Genomic DNA, 16,014 nt, shown 5'->3' with positions numbered 1-16,014 from the left:
AGCGATGCGCCGCGGTTTGTTTTGGCGGGCACGAAAGCTCCGCCGGGCGATGCAGGAGGCAGCGCCGCCAGCGACGGTACGCGAGCGCGACCGCCGAACTGGACCGGCCCTCGGGCCACGTGCGATGCAGCGCCGGAGCGCGCGCGAAACACAACCATCCTCAGGTCGCTGCGCCGGCGGCCGACCGGAGCGGAGCAAGGGCTCCGACCGGAACGCATAGATACCGAAGGAACCCAACGTGGCAAAAATTACCAAGACCTTCCAGTACGGCAACCATCAGGTGACCCTGGAGACCGGCGAAGTCGCCCGTCAGGCCAGCGGCGCCGTCATCGTGAAGATGGACGACACCGTACTGCTGGTGAGCGCCGTCGCAGCGAAGAGCGCGCGCGAGGGCCAGGACTTCTTCCCGCTGACCGTGGATTACCAGGAGAAGTTCTACGCCGGCGGTCGCATCCCGGGCGGCTTCTTCAAGCGTGAAGGCCGCGCGACCGAGAAGGAAACGCTGATCTCGCGCCTGATCGACCGTCCGATCCGTCCGCTGTTCCCGGAAGACTACAAGAACGAAGTTCAGATCATCGCCACGGTGATGTCGCTGAACCCGGAAGTCGACGGCGACATCCCGGCGCTGATCGGCGCCTCGGCCGCGCTGGCGCTGGCCGGCACGCCGTTCCAGGGCCCGATCGGCGCGGCCAAGGTCGGTTACAAGAACGGCCAGTACCTGCTCAACCCGACCGCGACCGAACTGGCCGATTCCGAGCTGGAACTGGTCGTCGCCGGCACCTCGAACGCGGTGCTGATGGTCGAATCCGAAGCCAAGATGCTGTCCGAAGAGGTCATGCTCGGCGCGGTGATGTTCGGCCATCGCGAGATGCAGAAGGTCATCAACGCGATCAACGAACTGGTCGTGGAAGCCGGCACCAAGCCGTCGAGCTGGGAAGCTCCGGCCAAGAACGACGCCATGATCTCGGCGCTGAAGGAAGCGGTCGGCGGCCAGCTGGCCGAGGCCTTCCAGGTGCGCGACAAGCTGCAGCGCCGCGACGCGATCGGCGCGATCAAGAAGGACGTGCTGGCTTCGCTGGCCGGCCGCGCCGAAGCCGACGGTTGGAACGGCGCCGACCTGTCGAAGGAATTCGGCGAGCTCGAGTACCAGACCATGCGCAGCTCGGTGCTGACCACCAAGGTCCGCATCGACGGCCGCGCGCTCGACACCGTGCGCCCGATCGCCTCCAAGGTCGGCGTGCTGCCGCGCACCCACGGCTCCTCGCTGTTCACCCGCGGCGAGACCCAGGCGATCGTGGTCGCCACCCTCGGCACCGCGCGCGACGGCCAGATCATCGACGCCGTCTCGGGCGAGTACAAGGAACACTTCCTGTTCCATTACAACTTCCCGCCGTACTCGGTCGGCGAATGCGGCCGCTTCGGCGCGCCCAAGCGCCGCGAAATCGGCCACGGCCGCCTCGCCAAGCGCGGCGTGCTGGCGGTGATGCCGACCATGGAAGAGTTCCCGTACACCATCCGCGTGGTCTCGGAAATCACCGAGTCGAACGGTTCGTCCTCGATGGCTTCGGTCTGCGGCAGCTCGCTGGCGCTGATGGACGCCGGCGTGCCGATCAAGGCGCCGGTCGCCGGCATCGCGATGGGCCTGGTCAAGGAAGGCGACAACTTCGTCGTCCTGTCCGACATCCTGGGCGACGAGGATCACCTCGGCGACATGGACTTCAAGGTCGCCGGCACCGCCGAAGGCATCTCGGCGCTGCAGATGGACATCAAGATCCAGGGCATCACCGAAGAGATCATGAAGGTCGCCCTGGCCCAGGCCCAGGCCGGCCGCCTGCACATCCTCGGCGAGATGGCCAACGCCATCACCGCGCCGCGCGGCGAGCTGAGCGAGTACGCGCCGCGCCTGCTGACGATGAAGATCCACCCGGACAAGATCCGCGAAGTGATCGGCAAGGGCGGTTCGACCATCCAGGCCATCACCAAGGAAACCGGCACCCAGATCGACATCCAGGACGACGGCACCATCGTCATCGCCTCGGTCAATGCCGCCGCCGCCCAGGCCGCGAAGGCGCGCATCGACCAGATCGTGTCCGACGTCGAGCCGGGCCGCATCTACGAAGGCAAGGTCGCCAAGATCATGGACTTCGGCGCCTTCGTGACCATCCTGCCGGGCAAGGACGGTCTGGTCCACGTCTCGCAGATCTCCAACGAGCGCGTCGAGAAGGTCAGCGACAAGCTCAAGGAAGGCGACCTGGTCAAGGTCAAGGTGCTGGAAGTCGACAAGCAGGGCCGCATCCGCCTGTCGATGAAGGCCGTGGAAGAAGGCGAGGGCGTGGCCGCCGAGTAATCGGCCCGCGCATCGCAGCGATCGGAGAAAAGCGGGCTTCGGCCCGCTTTTCTTTTGTCCGCGTCGCGCCGGCGGGTCGGCAACGCGCACGTCGGCCGGCGCCTGTCGCTCAGTCGATGTGGCTCCTGACCTCGGCGGTCGGGACGCCGAGAAAGCCGGCGAGGGCGCTGAGGTGCTCGTTGTTGCTGCGCAGGCGCGTCTCCTGCGGCGGCTGCACCTGCATCGCGTAGGGTTGCCCGGCCCCGCCCGGCGGCAGCACGTAGTAGCCCCAGAGCATGCCGGCATTGGCGATCTTGCCGGTGACCAGATCGACGGCGTACTGGGCGAACTTGGTCAGGGTCGCGGTAGGAACCACCGCCGCGGCGATGCTCTTGCAGGTTTCGCGCGGCGCGGCCGCCAGCCAGCATTGGTCCGCGCCCAGCCGGCGTCGTTGGCCGCCGGCCGTCGAGTCGCCGTCATCGCTGCCGTACAGGCAGCGGGCCATCAGCAGGCTCTGGCCGGTGTCGGGAGCGCGCTTGTCGACGTTCCAGGCGTAGAGGTTCGTATGCTCGAAACGCTTGGTCTGCGGAAACACCAGCTGGATCAGCCCGAGCGGATTGCGCGCCAGCGCCGGCGTGTAGCCGACCTTGAAATCGGCGCCGTAGACGAGGCCGGGCTGCGGGCCGTTCGGCGCCGGTTGCGATACATGGGGATGCAGGTCCAGCGAAAAGCGGCCGATATCGAGCGATGGTTCGGGCAGGGAATGGCTCACGGCGCGGCCTGTGCGGTGGACGAGGGCGGCGCGGCATTGCGCGGAAGCAAGGCTGCGCTCATGGCTGCAAACGCGGGCCTCGCCCGGATGTGAAAACCCTGCAGTGAACGCCGCGCTGTGAAAACCTTGCGCCGCGCGCCGCGACCTATACTGGCCGGCTTGCGCGGACAGGGAGCATGGAGTCATGAGGACACGGTCGGTGAGAGCTTCGTTGTTGGCGGGCTGGCTGGCGGCGGCGTGCTGCGGCTGGCCTGCGGCGCAGGCGCGCGCGGCCGCTGCGGACAGCGCCGATGCGGCGCGCGACTGCGCGCGCATCGACCAGGTGGTCGAATGCCTAAGCTGGATCGAAACCCGCAGCAGCGGCACCGGCGATGCGGACTATCTGGGCCGGGTGGAGCGTCATGCCGGCGACGAGACCCGGGTCGAGATCGACAACGGCGGACAGCGGCTCGAGGTGCTGTTGCTCGGTAACGGCCGCCGTTTCGTCAAAGGCGCGGCGCCGGGACCGATGCCGGAGGATCCGGCGGCTTATGTCGGCCTGGTCGCGGCGCCGCCGCTGCTGTGGCTGGGCATGCTGCTCGACCGGGATGCGCGCTGGCCCGCGCCCGGCGCGAGCCTGGAGCGGACCGCCAGCACCGATTGGGCTTACGGCCAGGAGCAGTATCGGGTGCGGATCCAGGCCGAGCCGGATGCGAGCTACGCCGTCGAGATCGTCAAGACCGCGACCGTGACCCGCCCCGAACCCGCGCAAGCGCCGGACCCGAGCGGGCAGTTCGCGACCCTCAGCACCAGCGAGGATCGCGCCGCGCGGCTGGCCGAACTGGCGCCGGTGGGGATGCGGATCGCTGCGCGCGTGCGCCTGCAGCCGCCGTCCGCGCCGCTGCCGGACGACTTTTCCCTGCAGGGCTGGACACCTGGCAAGGGTGCGCCGGCCGCGACCCTGGGCGAGGCGCGCCGAACTCCGCGCTGAGCGCGCCGATACGAACGCGCCGGTTTCGAGCGCGCCGCTTCGATCGTGCCGCCTCGATCGTGCCGCCTTGATCGTGCCGTTTCGATCGGGCTTGGTCGGACCGCGTTAGATCGGATCGGGCTCGATGCGATCGCGCTGGATCCGATCGGTGCGCGCGGCGCCGGCCGGTTCGGGACGCTGCGCTCAATGCGCCGCCGCGGCGATCTGCGACGGGGTCGCGCCCAGCGACCGGCGCAGGCTGCGGGCCATGTGGCTGGCGTGGGAAAAGCCGCAGGCCTGGGCGATGTCGCTGATGCTGCCGCGGCCTTCCTGCAGCAGCGTGCGTGCGCGCTCGACCCTCCGTTCCAGCACGAAGCGATGCGCGGGCAGGCCGGTGGCCTGTTTGAACAAAGGCTTGAAGTGGGACACGCTGAAGCCGGCGACCGCCGCCAGTTCGGCCAGGCGCAGGTCGCGCTCCAGGTGCGCTTCGATGTATTCGAGCACCTGGCGCAGGCGCCACGCCGGCAGCGCGCCGGCCGGACCCGCCGCCAGGGGCTTGCGCGACTGCAGCGCGAGCAGGCGCGCCGCCAGTGCCGACGCCAGGCCGTCGGCGAACAGGCGCCCGCCGGGGAAGCCGTCGCGTTCTTCGGCCTGCATCATCCAGCCGATGCGTTCGACCTGGGGATCGCGGATATGGATCGCCGGCGCGAGTTGGTCGCCCGATCCGGCGCCCAGGCTGTGCGCGGTGTCGCGCCACAGCGACGGCGTCAGCCGCAGCAGCAGCGAGCGCGCCGGCCGGCTCAGGGTCCAGCGCGTGCTGCTGCCGCCGGGCACGACGCAGAACTGGCCGTGCAGGCGTACGCCCTGGCACTCGTGGCGGCCGGCGCGGTAGGACACCGGCACCGGTGCGCCCAGGTGCAGGCAGAGCACGTGGCGGTCGTCCAGCGGCGAGTCGAAGCGGCCGACCGGTACCGGCGAGGTCAGCACGTCGAGTTGCGGCAGCGCCGAACCGGCCGCCGACAGCTCGGTCGAAGGATCGGGGTAGCAGGCAGGGCGGTCGCTCATGCGCGGATGCTGGTCCGCGCCGGCGCGGGCGGCATGTGCCGGAGTGCACCCGCGGGCCGGCGGCGGCATCGCGATCCGGTAAGGGTCTGTGCGAACGTGCGCGCGGTCGCATTCGCAGAGGCGTCGGCGGCGCAACGTGCGCGATCCGATCGCCGTGACGGACCGCTCGCCTGTCCGGGGCGCGATCGCCTGCCGGAGCCTGCATGAGCGACACCGCAATACCGAGCCTGTACCAATGGTGCGGCGGCAGCGCCGCGTTGCAGCGGCTGACCGAACGCTTCTACCAGCGAGTGCGCGAGGACGCGCTGCTGGCGCCGGTGTTCGCGCATATGGGCGGCGATCATCCGGCGCACGTGGCTGCGTTCCTGGCCGAGGTGTTGGGCGGTCCGGACGACTACTCGCGGCGCCACGGCGGCCATCCGCAGATGATCCGCCAGCACCTCAACCGCCATCTCGCCCAGCCGCAGCGCCGGCGCTGGATGGAGTTGCTGCTCGACACCGCCGATCAGCTCGGCCTGCCGGACGACCCGGAGTTCCGCTCGGCCCTGGTCGGTTATCTGGAGTGGGGGTCGCGTCTGGCGGTGATCAATTCGCAGCCCGGCGCGAGCGTGGACGCGGACGCGCCGATGCCGCGCTGGGGTTGGGGCGAGGCGAAAGGGCCGTATTTGCCCTGATTCGCCTCGCGGCGGGGCGCATCTTCGCCACGCACCATCGCCGGCGCGCGTCGGCCCGCGCATGTCGGCCGCACACGCCGATCCGCGCGTGCCGACTCAGGCGCGCCCAGCGGGCGTCAGCGCCAACACGAGAGGGGATAGCGCTGGCCGTTCCAGGTCGTCCAGCCGTTGCTGCGGCCGTTGCTCGGCCGTGGCAGGTACCAGCGATTGCCGTCGGCGTGATTGAAGAACAGCCCGCCCCGTACGCCGGGGCGCGGATTGTTCAGCGCCACCCAGGCCGAACCGTTGTCGGAGAAACGGCCGCGCCAGCGCGCGCCGGAACTCTGGCTGCAACTTTCGTCGCCGTCGCAATCGACGTGGGTATCGTCGACCGCGGTCCAGCGCATCCGCGCCGGGCGCCCGTCGATGGTGCAGGTCCAGTCGCCGCCCCACCAGCCGCCGACCTGGCTGGCCTGGGCGGGGGCGCAATGGGCGGTGCCCAGGGCGAGGACGAGGACGAACAGGGTGGGACGATGTCCGAACGAATTCATGGCGACTGCTCCTGAGGGCCCCCGTTCCGTCATCCAGGCCAACGCCGCTGCGGTGCGGCTCAGGCCAGCCGGGCGTCGGCCATGGGCCGCGACAGCGCCGCGCCGCGATTCAGCAAGCCGTTCGGCGGCCCAGCGGAGCTTCTTGGGCGCGCTGCGGCGTTTGTAGGAGCGGCGTGAGCCGCGACCGGGGCGAGGCGCTGGAATCGGTGTGCGGAGCGAAGCAAAAGCAAATCCCCCCTAGCCCCCCTTTTTCAAAGGGGGGAACAGCATTCAAGGGGGAGTAGCGTTTCAAAGGGGGGGAACCGCTAGGGCAGGTGCCTGCGCGACGCGCGCGAACCATGGCCCCCTTTTTCAAGGTAATTCCTAACGTTTCTGGACCAAAAGTGGAGTGATTTGGTCAAGGTCTATGACCCGCAGAGCCTTGTCCAGCAAGGCTTGCAGGTCTTCGGCCCGGTGGTTGTAGCGGTAGCAAACTTCACCCAAATACAGATGGAAGAATTGGCGGGCACCCCACGGTACGGGGCTAACCAGTTCTTGGCGTAGCTCCAGAAGCCTTCGATGCCGTTGATGTGGTCGCGTCCGACCGGCTTGCCCTTCTCCTTGCGGATCATCACGTGGTCGCCTCGTAGCTTCAGCGTGGCGTACGCCTGCCAGCGGTCGGTGTAGTACAGCGACCCTTCGCGGGTGTGCGCCTCGATCTGCTGCATCACGCTGTCGCGATCGTGCGCCGCGATCGGCATGGCCTTGACCTGGCCGTTGCGCTTGACGATGCCGAACACGATCACCTTGCCGGCGGCGCCCCAACCGGTTTTGCCATGACGTATGCCGCCAAACGTAGTTTCGTCGCATTCCACGACCCCATCGAACGGCCCTCGCCACTGCTCTTCGAAGGCGCAGCAAGCCCGCAGGACGCGGTAGAACTTTTCTGCCGTGGCCGGGCTGCATACGGGCCGGAATCGCTGCCGGTAGACCGGTACGCCCAGAGCGAAACGTTCGATCAGTTGCCGCTTCTGGGAAGCGCTCAATCGGACCGATTCCCAGGCCAAGACGGCCGGACGAAAGCGATGGGCGCACGCCCGGCACTTGAGCCGTCCATCGCTCAATTTCCATGGCCGCGCACGTTGGCAAACAGGACATTTTTGCATCTGGAACCAGCCTAATCTGGTCCAGATTCGTAGGGAATTACCTTTTTCAAAGGGGGGAACAAAGCCGAAGGGGTGAACAACGCGGAAGCAAAAGCGGGTCTGGGAGGCGGAGGGGCGTTGGCGCAGGCGGCTCAGAACACGTAGCCGCCGTTGACCCGCAACACCTGCGAGTTGACCCAGCTGCCGTCGGGGCCGGCGAGGAAGGACACCGCGGCGGCGATCTCTTCCGGCGTGCCCAGGCGCTCCAGCGGCGCCAGGCCGCGGAAGTGGGCGACCTGCTCCTCGCTCTTGCCGTTGAGGAACAACTCGGTGGCGATCGGGCCCGGTGCTACCGCGTTGACGGTGATGCCGCGTCCGCGCAGTTCGTTGGCGAGTACGTGCACCAGGCCTTCGACGCCGGCCTTGGAGGCGATGTAGGGGCCATAGGTCGGAAAGGCCTTGCCGATCACGCTGGTCGACAGGGCGACGATGCGGCCGCCTTCGCCCAACCGCTGCGCGGCCTGGCCCAGCACCAGATACGCGCCGCGCAGATTGATCGCGACGACCCGGTCGAACTCGGCCAGATCGCCGCCGGCGATCGGCTGGTAGGGCATCACCCCGGCGCTGTTGACCACCGTGTCGAGGCGCCCATAGCGGTGTTCGGCCAGATCGAACACGCGCTGCACGTCGTCGGCGTCGGCGACGTCGCCCTGGACCGCGACGGCCTGGCCGCCGCCGGCCTGGATCTGTGCGACCACGGCTTCGGCCGCGGCGGCGTTGCCGGCGTAGTTGACCGCCACGGCGTGGCCGTCGGCGGCCAGGCGCAGGGCGATGGCGCGGCCGAGGCCGCGCGAGGCGCCGGTGACGAGGGCGACGCGGGTCGGGGAGGGCGAGACGGTCATGGCGAGGCTCCGGTGGGCGGCCGGGCGGGAGGCCCGGCTTCGCGGTGGGAGCAGTCTGCGTATTGCCTGTTCCTGGATAAATAAGTCGGATCAGACAATACAATTCAATAATCGCCAACAATGCCCGGAGCCTGCCCGTGGACCGCTTCGATGCCCTGCGCCTGTTCGTCCGCATCGTCGAGCTGGGCAGTTTCACCCGCGCCGCGGCCGTGCTCGACCTGCCCAAGGCCACCGCCACCCACGCGATCAAGCAGCTCGAGGCGCGCCTGGGCGTGCGCCTGCTCGAGCGCACTACCCGCCAAGTGCGTCCGACCCTGGACGGACAGGCGTACTACGAGCGCTGCGTGCACGTGCTGGCCGAACTCGACGATGCCGAGTCGGCCCTGACCGCGGTGGCGCGCAATCCGCGCGGGGTGTTGCGGTTGGACCTGCACGGCAGCCACGCGACCGGGATCATCCTGCCGCGCATCGACGAGTTCCGCGCGCGCTATCCACAGGTCGATCTGGCGATCAGCAGCGGCGATCGGCTGGTCGACCTGGTGCGCGAGGGCATCGACTGCGTGGTGCGCTCGGGGCAGCCGCGCGATTCCAGCCTGGTGGCGAAGCGGCTGGCGGTGATGCCGGAAGTGGTCTGCGCCAGCCCGGAGTATCTGCGGCGCTTCGGCACGCCGCGCCATCCCGACCAGTTGTCGGCGCATCAGGCGGTGGGTTTCTTCGCCAGCAACCGCGACCTGCGCTACCCGTTCGAGCTGACCGTCGACGGCGAGTTGCGCGCGTACGCCCTGGACGGCTGGATTTCGGTCAGCGACGCGGCCTGCTATGTCGCCGCCGCGGTGCGCGGTTGCGGGCTGATCCAGTTGCCGCGCCACGGCGTCGAAGCGCAGTTGGCCGATGGCCGCCTGATCGAAGTGTTGGCCGATTACGCCAGCCCCGGCGTGCCGGTGTCGGTGCTGTATCCGCAGCACCGACAACTGTCGCCGCGGGTGCGGGTGTTCGTGGATTGGGTGGCGCAGGTGTTTGCGGACAAGTTCGGTGGGACTCGGGACTCGGGACTGGGGACTCGGGAGCAGGGCGGTAAGCTCGGATAGGCGGATACGCTCTTGAACCGAGTCCCCAGTCCCGAGTCCCGAGTCCCGGCTCAGTCCCGGCTCAGTCCACCAACTCCTGCACATAGCGCATCAGGCGTTCGAGCAAGTCGGGTTCGTCGGCCGCCGCAGGCTTGATCGGGCGCGCGCGCAGGCGCGGCGCGGGCTTGGCCAGGGTGCCGAAATCGCGCATCAGGCCCAGCGGCGCGTAATTGGCGTAGCCCGGGAAGATCGTCGCCAGGTTGCTGTTGCCCATCCGCTTGACCAGGATCTCCGACAGCACCTGGCGGTGGTCGGTGGTGACCGGCACGTCGCCGAAATGCGGCGAGAGGATTTCCGGATCCAGGCCCGACCAACTGCCGTAGAAGCGCCGGCCGTTGACCGGCCCGCCGAGCACCAGCACCGGATTGCCGTAGCCGTGATCGGTGCCGCCGCTGGCGTTGGCGCGCACCCGGCGGCCGAACTCGGACTGCACGATCACGGTTACCCGCGAAGCGTGGCCGCTGCTGTCGAGCGCGGCGTAGAACGCGGCCAGCGCCTGCGACAGTTCGGCGATCTTGTTCTGGTAGTAGTGATAGCCGCTGCCGGCGGTGCCCTGGCCGTTATGGGTGTCCCAGCCGCCCAGGTCGAGGGTGGCGTAGTGCAGGCCGAGGTTGAACTGGATCGATTGGGCGATGGTCCACAACTGGCGGGCGAAGTCGCTGTTCGGCCAGCCGGTCGGCGCCGCGCTGTAGGACTGGCGCGCGATCACCTGCAGCGAACGGTCGGCGCGCTGGCCGCCGAGTTCCAGCGCGGTGCTGCCGGCCCACAGGCTGCCCAGGGTTTCGTTGACGCCGCGCAGCCCGGCCGGCGAATCGGTGCGGGTGCGCTGCCACGACCAGGCGCCGGCGTTGAGGGCGAAATCGCCCGGGCTGGACATGGTCAGCGCCTGCACCGAACCCAACAGCCCGGTGGGCTGGCGCGAGGCCACGCCCAACGCCGGCAGTTGCTCGGCGCCGTTGAGGTTGGGCTGCACGTTCATCGCCCGCGCCATCCAGCCGCTGCCGATGCCTTGCTGGCCCGGCGTGCCCAGGTCGATGTAGAGCTGGGCGTCGAAGTGGCTGCGGGTCACGCTGCTGGCCAGGCCGCAGGCGTGGACGATGGCGAGGTGGCCGGCGTTCCACAGGTCGCGCAGGCCGCTCGCCGAGGGGTGCAGGCCGAAGCCGGTGCCGGCGCCGCTGGCCAGGGTCAGCGGCAGCGCGCCGTAGGTGCCGGTCGCGGCGATCGCCAGGTTCGGCCGGGCCTGTTCGTAGAACGTGCGGTCGGCGCCGTCGATCGGCACCACCAGGTTGAGCCCGTCCAGGCCGCCGCGCAGGAACAGGTGGATCACCGTGTCGTGGCCGTTGGCGGCGGCGTGGGCGGAAGGGGCGAACAGCAGCGACGGGCCGGCGACGGCGCCGGCCGCGGCGGTGGCGCAGGTGCCCTTGAGGAATTCGCGTCGGGTCAGGGTCATGGCGGGCGTCCTGCTAGCGGCTGAGGAATTCGGGCGACATCAGGATCAGCGAGACCATGCTGCGCAGCCGTTCCTGGTTGTAGTGGCGCTTGAGGTCGGTACCGGCCCAGGCGTTGGTATCGGTGACGACGTAGGTGGCCGGGTCGCCGTTCTGGGCCATGAAGGCGATCAGGGTCTGGCGCCGCGCCGCGGTCGGCAGATAGCCGAGAATGCGCCGGCACCAGAAGTCGACCAGCTTGGTCGCGGTCCACTGCGGCACCTGCGCGCGCGTGGTCGCCAGGATCGGCGCCAGCGGCACGCCGCCGTCGCTGGTTTCGGTCATCCAGTTGAGCAGCTTCCAGGTCATCGCATAGCTGCTGGAACCCGACCAGGCCTGATGCGTGTCCGGGTAGCCGTTCGGCGCCGGCCAGTCGTAGGGCGCATGGCCGGTGAAGCCCATGCGCCAGGCGAATTCGTCGCTCTTCTGGGTGCCGACGGCGATGGTCCAGTCGCTGCCGAGGGTGCGCATCGCCGCGGCGACGGCCTCGAACGGGCGCCGCGCCTTGGCGCCCCAGGTCTGCGCCAGCGCGGTCGACACCAGGATATGGCGCAGGGTCAGGGCGATTTGGTCCGGGCTGCGCCAGTTCTGGCGGAAGATCGCCGCGGCGCTTTGCACCATCGTCGGATCCGGCGTGTCGCTGATGAAGCGGCGGATGAGCTTCTTGCACACGAAGCGCGCCACGCCCGGATGGCTGGCGAGGCGGTCGAGCACGTCGCGGCCGTCCTTCATCGCCGGCTGCTCGGGGTAGAGCATGCGGCCGAGCAGGAACTTGGGGCCGGCGTCGTGCCAGGACTGGCGGTAGACGAAGCTGCCGTCGTTGTCGTTGGGGAATTCCCAGTGGCCGTTCTTGATCGACCAGCCGGTGAACGCCGAGGCGGTCTCGTACACGTCGATGTCGGTATAGCCGGCCGGATAGCTCGGGTCCTGCGCATCCGGCGGCACCTGGAACGGATCCATGAAGCCCAGGTAGTTCTCCGCGCCCAGCGTGTGCAGTTCGAGCAGTTCGCGGGCGAAGTTCTCGTTCGGGCCGGCGCGGGTGTTGGAGGCGTTGTCGAGGTAGTAGAGCATCGAGGTGCTCTTGGCCACTTCCTCCAGCATGGTGCGGAAGTTGCCCAGCGCGTTCGGCCGGATCACGTCGCGCTGGTAGTGCACGTACACCGGGCCGGCGTCGTAGTCGCCGACGGTGACGTTGAAGTGGTCGTGCCAGAAGCCGACCATGATCTCGTGCAGCTGGCGCTTGGAGTGCACCGCGCGCACCAGCGCCGCGCGCTGGCATTCCCAGGCCGGGCGCATGCGCACTTCGTAGGCCGGGTTGGGCTTGACGTGGTCGGTCCACAACTGGATCAGCGACTTGCCCAGGGTGGTGTAGCCGGCGTTGGCCAGGCGGGTTTCGACCGCGCTGTCGTCGATCGCGCGCCAGTCCAACTGCCAGTCGACGTAGTTGGCCAGGCGCTGGGTGTCGGTGGTGCCGAGCGCGTTGAATTCGGCGATCGACTGCGGCGTGGCGCCGTAGCTGAGGTTGCCGAGCACGCGGATCCAGAACGGCGGCCGCGGCAGGTCCAGCGGCAGCGCCGCGGCGAACGCGTCGGCCAGCGGCGGTGCCTCGCCGGCGAGCTTGGCGCGCGCGGCCTTCGACGGCGCGCTGCGGCCGAGCGCGCCGTAGCGCTGCACCAGCCGGCTGCGAGTCGCCGCCTGTTCTGAAGCGGAAAGCGTGCGGTTCATGGCAGTCCTGCGACCTCGTTCAGGGAGCGCGAGCTTAATGCCGCCCGTTCGCGGCAAAGCCTTGGCTGCGTCACAGATCCATTCGCCGTGAGCTGCGCTGCGTCACCGTTTCGATGCGCTCCGGCGCACGCGCTTTGACGCGTTCGTCACCGGTACCGTTGTCCGCGTGCGCGAAGTCACGTCGGTCGCGTGCGTCGCGGCGCGCGTCGAGCGCGACGGCTTGCCGATTCTGGCGATTGCGCGAACGCCGTCCACGTTCGAGAGTCGCGACGCGTTGCGCGGATCGCGCGTGCGCCGCTGCGTAGCCTTGCTGCGCCGTGCGGCGCAGCTTCGCTGGCGACAGGCAAATGCCGGCTCGCCATAAGCAGATGCGCGGGGTTCATTTCTGCGCATGCTGCATAGCAACAACCATGGCCGGAACGCCGTACCGCGGGCACGGGGGTGCAGTCCCGGCGGCCGGTCCAACCCCACTGTCGAGGATCCTCCATGCACGCTGCCCTGCGGCTGCGACGCCGTCCGCTTTCCGTTTTGCTCGCGCTGGCGCTGCCGGCGCTCGCCGCTCCCGCACTCGCCGCGGAGACCGCGCCCGCCGGTCCGCCCGCCGGCGCCACCACCGATCTGGAACAGGTCGTGGTCACCGGCTCGCGCATTCCGCGCGCCAGCCTGGAAGGGCCGTCGCCGGTCACCGTGATCAGCAAGGAAGACATCGACGCGCAGGGCTATCGCAGCGCCTTCGACGCGGTCAGCGCGCTGACCCAGAACACCGGTTCGGTGCAGGGCGAAGACTTCGGCAACACGTTCACGCCGGCCGCCAACACCATCAACCTGCGCGGCTTCGGCCCCAACCACACCCTGGTGCTGGTCAACGGCCGCCGCCTGGCCGACTACCCGCTGGCTTACGAGGGTTCGGTCAACGTGGTCAACCTGGCCAACATTCCCAGCGCGCTGATCAAGCGGATCGAAGTGCTGGCCGGCGGCGCCTCGGCGGTGTACGGCTCCGACGCGGTGGCCGGCGTGGTCAACATCATCCTCAAGGACAAGTTCGAAGGCACCGAAGTCAACCTGCGCGTCGGCGGCACCGAACACGGCGGCGGCCAGAACCAGCGCCTGCAACTGGTCAGCGGCTGGTCCGGCGAGCGGTTCGATTCGGTGTTCGGCATCGAACTGCTGAACCGCGAGGCGATCTGGGGCGACCAGCGCGATTTCATGGATTCGCTGCTCGACAACCCGGCCGGCACCGCGCTGCTGCCGACCCAGGTCGGGTTCCGCCGCAACGCGCGCAGCAACGGCTTCATCGACCCGGGCGCGAACTGCGCGACCCTCGGCGGCCTGTACGGCGGTTCGACCTTCCGCGCCAACAATCCGCGCCAGGGCTGGTACTGCGGCAGCAACGAGGCCGCACCGGCGTTCTGGACCGTGCAGACCGAGAAGAAGAACGCCGACGCCTACGGCTCGCTGACTTGGCACCTCAACGACCGCACCGACCTGTTCGCCGACGTGCAGTTGGGCGTGTCGAGCATCCAGAACAACACCCGCGCGCCGAGTTGGACCTCGGACAACAACTATTTCTACAACCAGGCCACGGGCCTCAACGAGATCTGGTACCGGCGCATCGCGCCGGAGGAAATCGGCTCGGCGCACGCCAACAACAACCGCTTCCTGGAGCGCTCCTGGGCCTTCACCGCCGGCGTGCGCGGCAGCTTCGGCGAATCGGGCTGGGACTACGAGCTGGCCTACAACCGCGGCCGCTACGAGAACCAGACCAAGCGCCGCCAGTTCCTGGCCGGGATCAACGAGTTCTACCTCGGCCCGCGCCTGGGCACGCGCAACGGCATCGGCGTGTATAACCCGGACCCCTCGCGCCTGTACCGGCCGCTGACACCGGCCGACTACGAGCGCCTGACCGGCTTCCACGAAAGCGACAACGCCGCCTGGATCCAGAACCTGGCCTTCACCGTCAACGGCGAACTGTTCGAGCTGCCGGCCGGCCCGGTCGGTTTCGCCGGCGTGGTCGAGGCCGGCAACCAGGGCTATATCAACCGGCCCGACCCGCACCTTGGCGACGGCACCTTCTGGAACACCAGCGCCGGCGTGCGCGCCGAAGGCGAACGCGACCGTTACGCGATCGGCGCCGAAATCAGCGTGCCGCTGTTCTCGCGCCTGACCGCCTCGGCGGCGGCGCGCTACGACGAATTCCGCTTCGCCGGGCGCAAGTCGGGCAAGGCGACCTGGAACGCCGGCCTGGAGTTCCGTCCGTTCGACAGCCTGCTGCTGCGCGCGACCGCCGCGACCAGCTTCCGCGCGCCGGACATGAACTACATCTTCGCCGCCGAAACCCGCGGCTATAGCCCGGGCATGACCGACTACTGGCGTTGCCGCACCGCCGGCCAGCCCTACGACGACTGCGACTACTCCGGCCTGGCGATCGACTACACCAGCCGCGGCAATCCTGACCTGAAGCCGGAGGCCGGAAAGTCGTACGGCGTGGGCCTGGTGTGGTCGCCGTCGGAGCGCTTCGACGTGTCGCTGGACTACTACAGCATCCGCCTGGAGGACGAAGTCACCAACCTCAGCAGCAGCCGCATCCTGCGCGAGGAGGCCGACTGCCGCCTGGGCCGCACCGTCGGCGGCGAACCGCGCGACATCCGTTCGCCGCTGTGCCAGAACGCGCTCAGCCGGGTGATCCGCAACCCGTCCGACGCGCCGGTGCAGCCGGACCAGGTGCGGCGGGTGCTGATCAACGCGATCAACGCCGCCTCCGAGCGCACCGACGGCATCGACCTGAAGAGCAACCTACGCTGGAGCGCGGGCCGCTACGGCGACTTCGCCGCGCGCCTGGGCTACACCCTGGTGCTCAAGCACGACTACCGCCAGTTCGAAGACGATCCGGCGATCGACCTGCGCGACTCGCTGGATTCCACCGATTGGCGCAGCAAGGTCAATGCCGGAGTGACCTGGAACATCGGCGACTGGACCGCCAACCTGACCGGCCTGCGCTACGGCAGCCTGCCCAACGGCGACGGCAGCGGCCGCATCGCCCCGTACGCGCGCTACAACGGCAGCGTGTCCTATCGCTTCAACGAACAGGGATCGGTCGCGCTGATCGTCAACAACCTGCGCGACTCGCGCCCGCCGGCCGACCGCAGCGGCGGCGGCTGGCCGTTCTATCCGGTCGGCAACTACGACCCTTACGGTCGCCAGTTCTGGCTGGAAGTGAACTACCGCTTCCGCTGAACGCCGTGGCTGCGGCCCGGACGACCCGGGCCGCGGCCGCAGCGGCATCCGTCCTGTCGCAACCGGTGCAACCGGGCTGGGCGACAATGAGGAGCGCCC

12 protein-coding genes are annotated in these 16,014 nt (G+C 69.1%); 5 read left to right on the top strand and 7 right to left on the bottom strand.

Going from position 1 to position 16,014, the window contains the following annotated elements; genetic code table 11:
- Positions 1–238 precede the first annotated feature (238 nt).
- A complete protein-coding gene (gene pnp, locus K4L06_RS19360) occupies positions 239–2,347 on the top strand; it encodes a polyribonucleotide nucleotidyltransferase (RefSeq protein ID WP_221672945.1) in 2,109 nt (702 codons plus the stop codon).
- 109 nt (positions 2,348–2,456) lie between these two features.
- Here pnp and K4L06_RS19355 read toward each other — a convergent pair whose 3' ends face one another.
- Positions 2,457–3,098 carry a hypothetical protein gene (locus K4L06_RS19355; protein ID WP_221672944.1) on the bottom strand — a complete coding sequence of 214 codons (642 nt, stop codon included), beginning with the start codon at positions 3,096–3,098 and terminating at the stop codon, positions 2,457–2,459.
- 199 nt (positions 3,099–3,297) lie between these two features.
- On the opposite strand from K4L06_RS19355, the gene K4L06_RS19350 reads away from it, so the two are divergent.
- The gene (locus K4L06_RS19350) at positions 3,298–4,068 is read left to right on the top strand and encodes a hypothetical protein (RefSeq protein ID WP_221672943.1); all 771 of its coding nucleotides are present in this window, start codon (positions 3,298–3,300) and stop codon (positions 4,066–4,068) included.
- Positions 4,069–4,251: 183 nt separating this feature from the next.
- Here K4L06_RS19350 and K4L06_RS19345 read toward each other — a convergent pair whose 3' ends face one another.
- Positions 4,252–5,112: an AraC family transcriptional regulator gene (locus K4L06_RS19345; protein ID WP_221672942.1), complete on the bottom strand. Its 861-nt coding sequence runs from the start codon at positions 5,110–5,112 to the stop codon at positions 4,252–4,254.
- 203 nt (positions 5,113–5,315) lie between these two features.
- Here K4L06_RS19345 and K4L06_RS19340 point away from each other — a divergent pair, with 203 nt between their 5' ends.
- Complete coding sequence (locus K4L06_RS19340; RefSeq protein ID WP_221672941.1) at positions 5,316–5,786, top strand: group II truncated hemoglobin; 471 nt, start codon at positions 5,316–5,318, stop codon at positions 5,784–5,786.
- 116 nt (positions 5,787–5,902) lie between these two features.
- On the opposite strand, the gene K4L06_RS19335 is transcribed toward K4L06_RS19340, so the two are convergent.
- The 3 genes from K4L06_RS19335 to K4L06_RS19325 form a co-directional block, all read right to left on the bottom strand.
- A complete protein-coding gene (locus tag K4L06_RS19335; RefSeq protein WP_221672940.1) occupies positions 5,903–6,316 on the bottom strand; it encodes a DUF6006 family protein in 414 nt (137 codons plus the stop codon).
- Between the two features lie 404 nt (positions 6,317–6,720).
- Positions 6,721–7,341 (bottom strand): IS1595 family transposase, encoded by a 621-nt coding sequence (locus K4L06_RS19330; RefSeq protein ID WP_221672939.1) that lies wholly within the window; start codon positions 7,339–7,341, stop codon positions 6,721–6,723.
- Positions 7,342–7,592: 251 nt separating this feature from the next.
- Entirely contained in the window at positions 7,593–8,342 is a 750-nt protein-coding gene (locus K4L06_RS19325) for an SDR family oxidoreductase (protein ID WP_221672938.1), read from the bottom strand.
- Between the two features lie 137 nt (positions 8,343–8,479).
- Between K4L06_RS19325 and K4L06_RS19320 the strand changes: the two genes are divergently transcribed.
- Positions 8,480–9,430, top strand: coding sequence for a LysR family transcriptional regulator (locus K4L06_RS19320; protein WP_221672937.1), 951 nt, complete (start codon positions 8,480–8,482; stop codon positions 9,428–9,430).
- Positions 9,431–9,491: 61 nt separating this feature from the next.
- On the opposite strand, the gene K4L06_RS19315 is transcribed toward K4L06_RS19320, so the two are convergent.
- Positions 9,492–10,919 carry a DUF1501 domain-containing protein gene (locus tag K4L06_RS19315; RefSeq protein WP_221672936.1) on the bottom strand — a complete coding sequence of 476 codons (1,428 nt, stop codon included), beginning with the start codon at positions 10,917–10,919 and terminating at the stop codon, positions 9,492–9,494.
- Between the two features lie 13 nt (positions 10,920–10,932).
- The gene (locus K4L06_RS19310; protein ID WP_221672935.1) at positions 10,933–12,681 is read right to left on the bottom strand and encodes a DUF1800 domain-containing protein; all 1,749 of its coding nucleotides are present in this window, start codon (positions 12,679–12,681) and stop codon (positions 10,933–10,935) included.
- Between the two features lie 486 nt (positions 12,682–13,167).
- On the opposite strand from K4L06_RS19310, the gene K4L06_RS19305 reads away from it, so the two are divergent.
- Positions 13,168–15,915 (top strand): TonB-dependent receptor, encoded by a 2,748-nt coding sequence (locus tag K4L06_RS19305; RefSeq protein ID WP_221672934.1) that lies wholly within the window; start codon positions 13,168–13,170, stop codon positions 15,913–15,915.
- Positions 15,916–16,014: the final 99 nt, after the last annotated feature.

It is taken from the genome of Lysobacter sp. BMK333-48F3, from assembly GCF_019733395.1.
Lineage (GTDB): Bacteria > Pseudomonadota > Gammaproteobacteria > Xanthomonadales > Xanthomonadaceae > Lysobacter.
This window is presented reverse-complemented; position numbering and strand designations above follow the sequence as displayed.

What these genes read in the sequence shown, in the direction of transcription:
- K4L06_RS19345 (WP_221672942.1), bottom strand. Translation starts at nt 5,112, where the DNA reads ATGAGCGACCGCCCTGCCTGCTACCCCGATCCTTCGACCGAGCTGTCG.
- K4L06_RS19310 (WP_221672935.1), bottom strand. Translation starts at nt 12,681, where the DNA reads ATGAACCGCACGCTTTCCGCTTCAGAACAGGCGGCGACTCGCAGCCGG.
- K4L06_RS19335 (WP_221672940.1), bottom strand. Translation starts at nt 6,316, where the DNA reads ATGAATTCGTTCGGACATCGTCCCACCCTGTTCGTCCTCGTCCTCGCC.
- K4L06_RS19315 (WP_221672936.1), bottom strand. Translation starts at nt 10,919, where the DNA reads ATGACCCTGACCCGACGCGAATTCCTCAAGGGCACCTGCGCCACCGCC.
- K4L06_RS19340 (WP_221672941.1), top strand. Translation starts at nt 5,316, where the DNA reads ATGAGCGACACCGCAATACCGAGCCTGTACCAATGGTGCGGCGGCAGC.
- K4L06_RS19325 (WP_221672938.1), bottom strand. Translation starts at nt 8,342, where the DNA reads ATGACCGTCTCGCCCTCCCCGACCCGCGTCGCCCTCGTCACCGGCGCC.
- K4L06_RS19305 (WP_221672934.1), top strand. Translation starts at nt 13,168, where the DNA reads ATGCACGCTGCCCTGCGGCTGCGACGCCGTCCGCTTTCCGTTTTGCTC.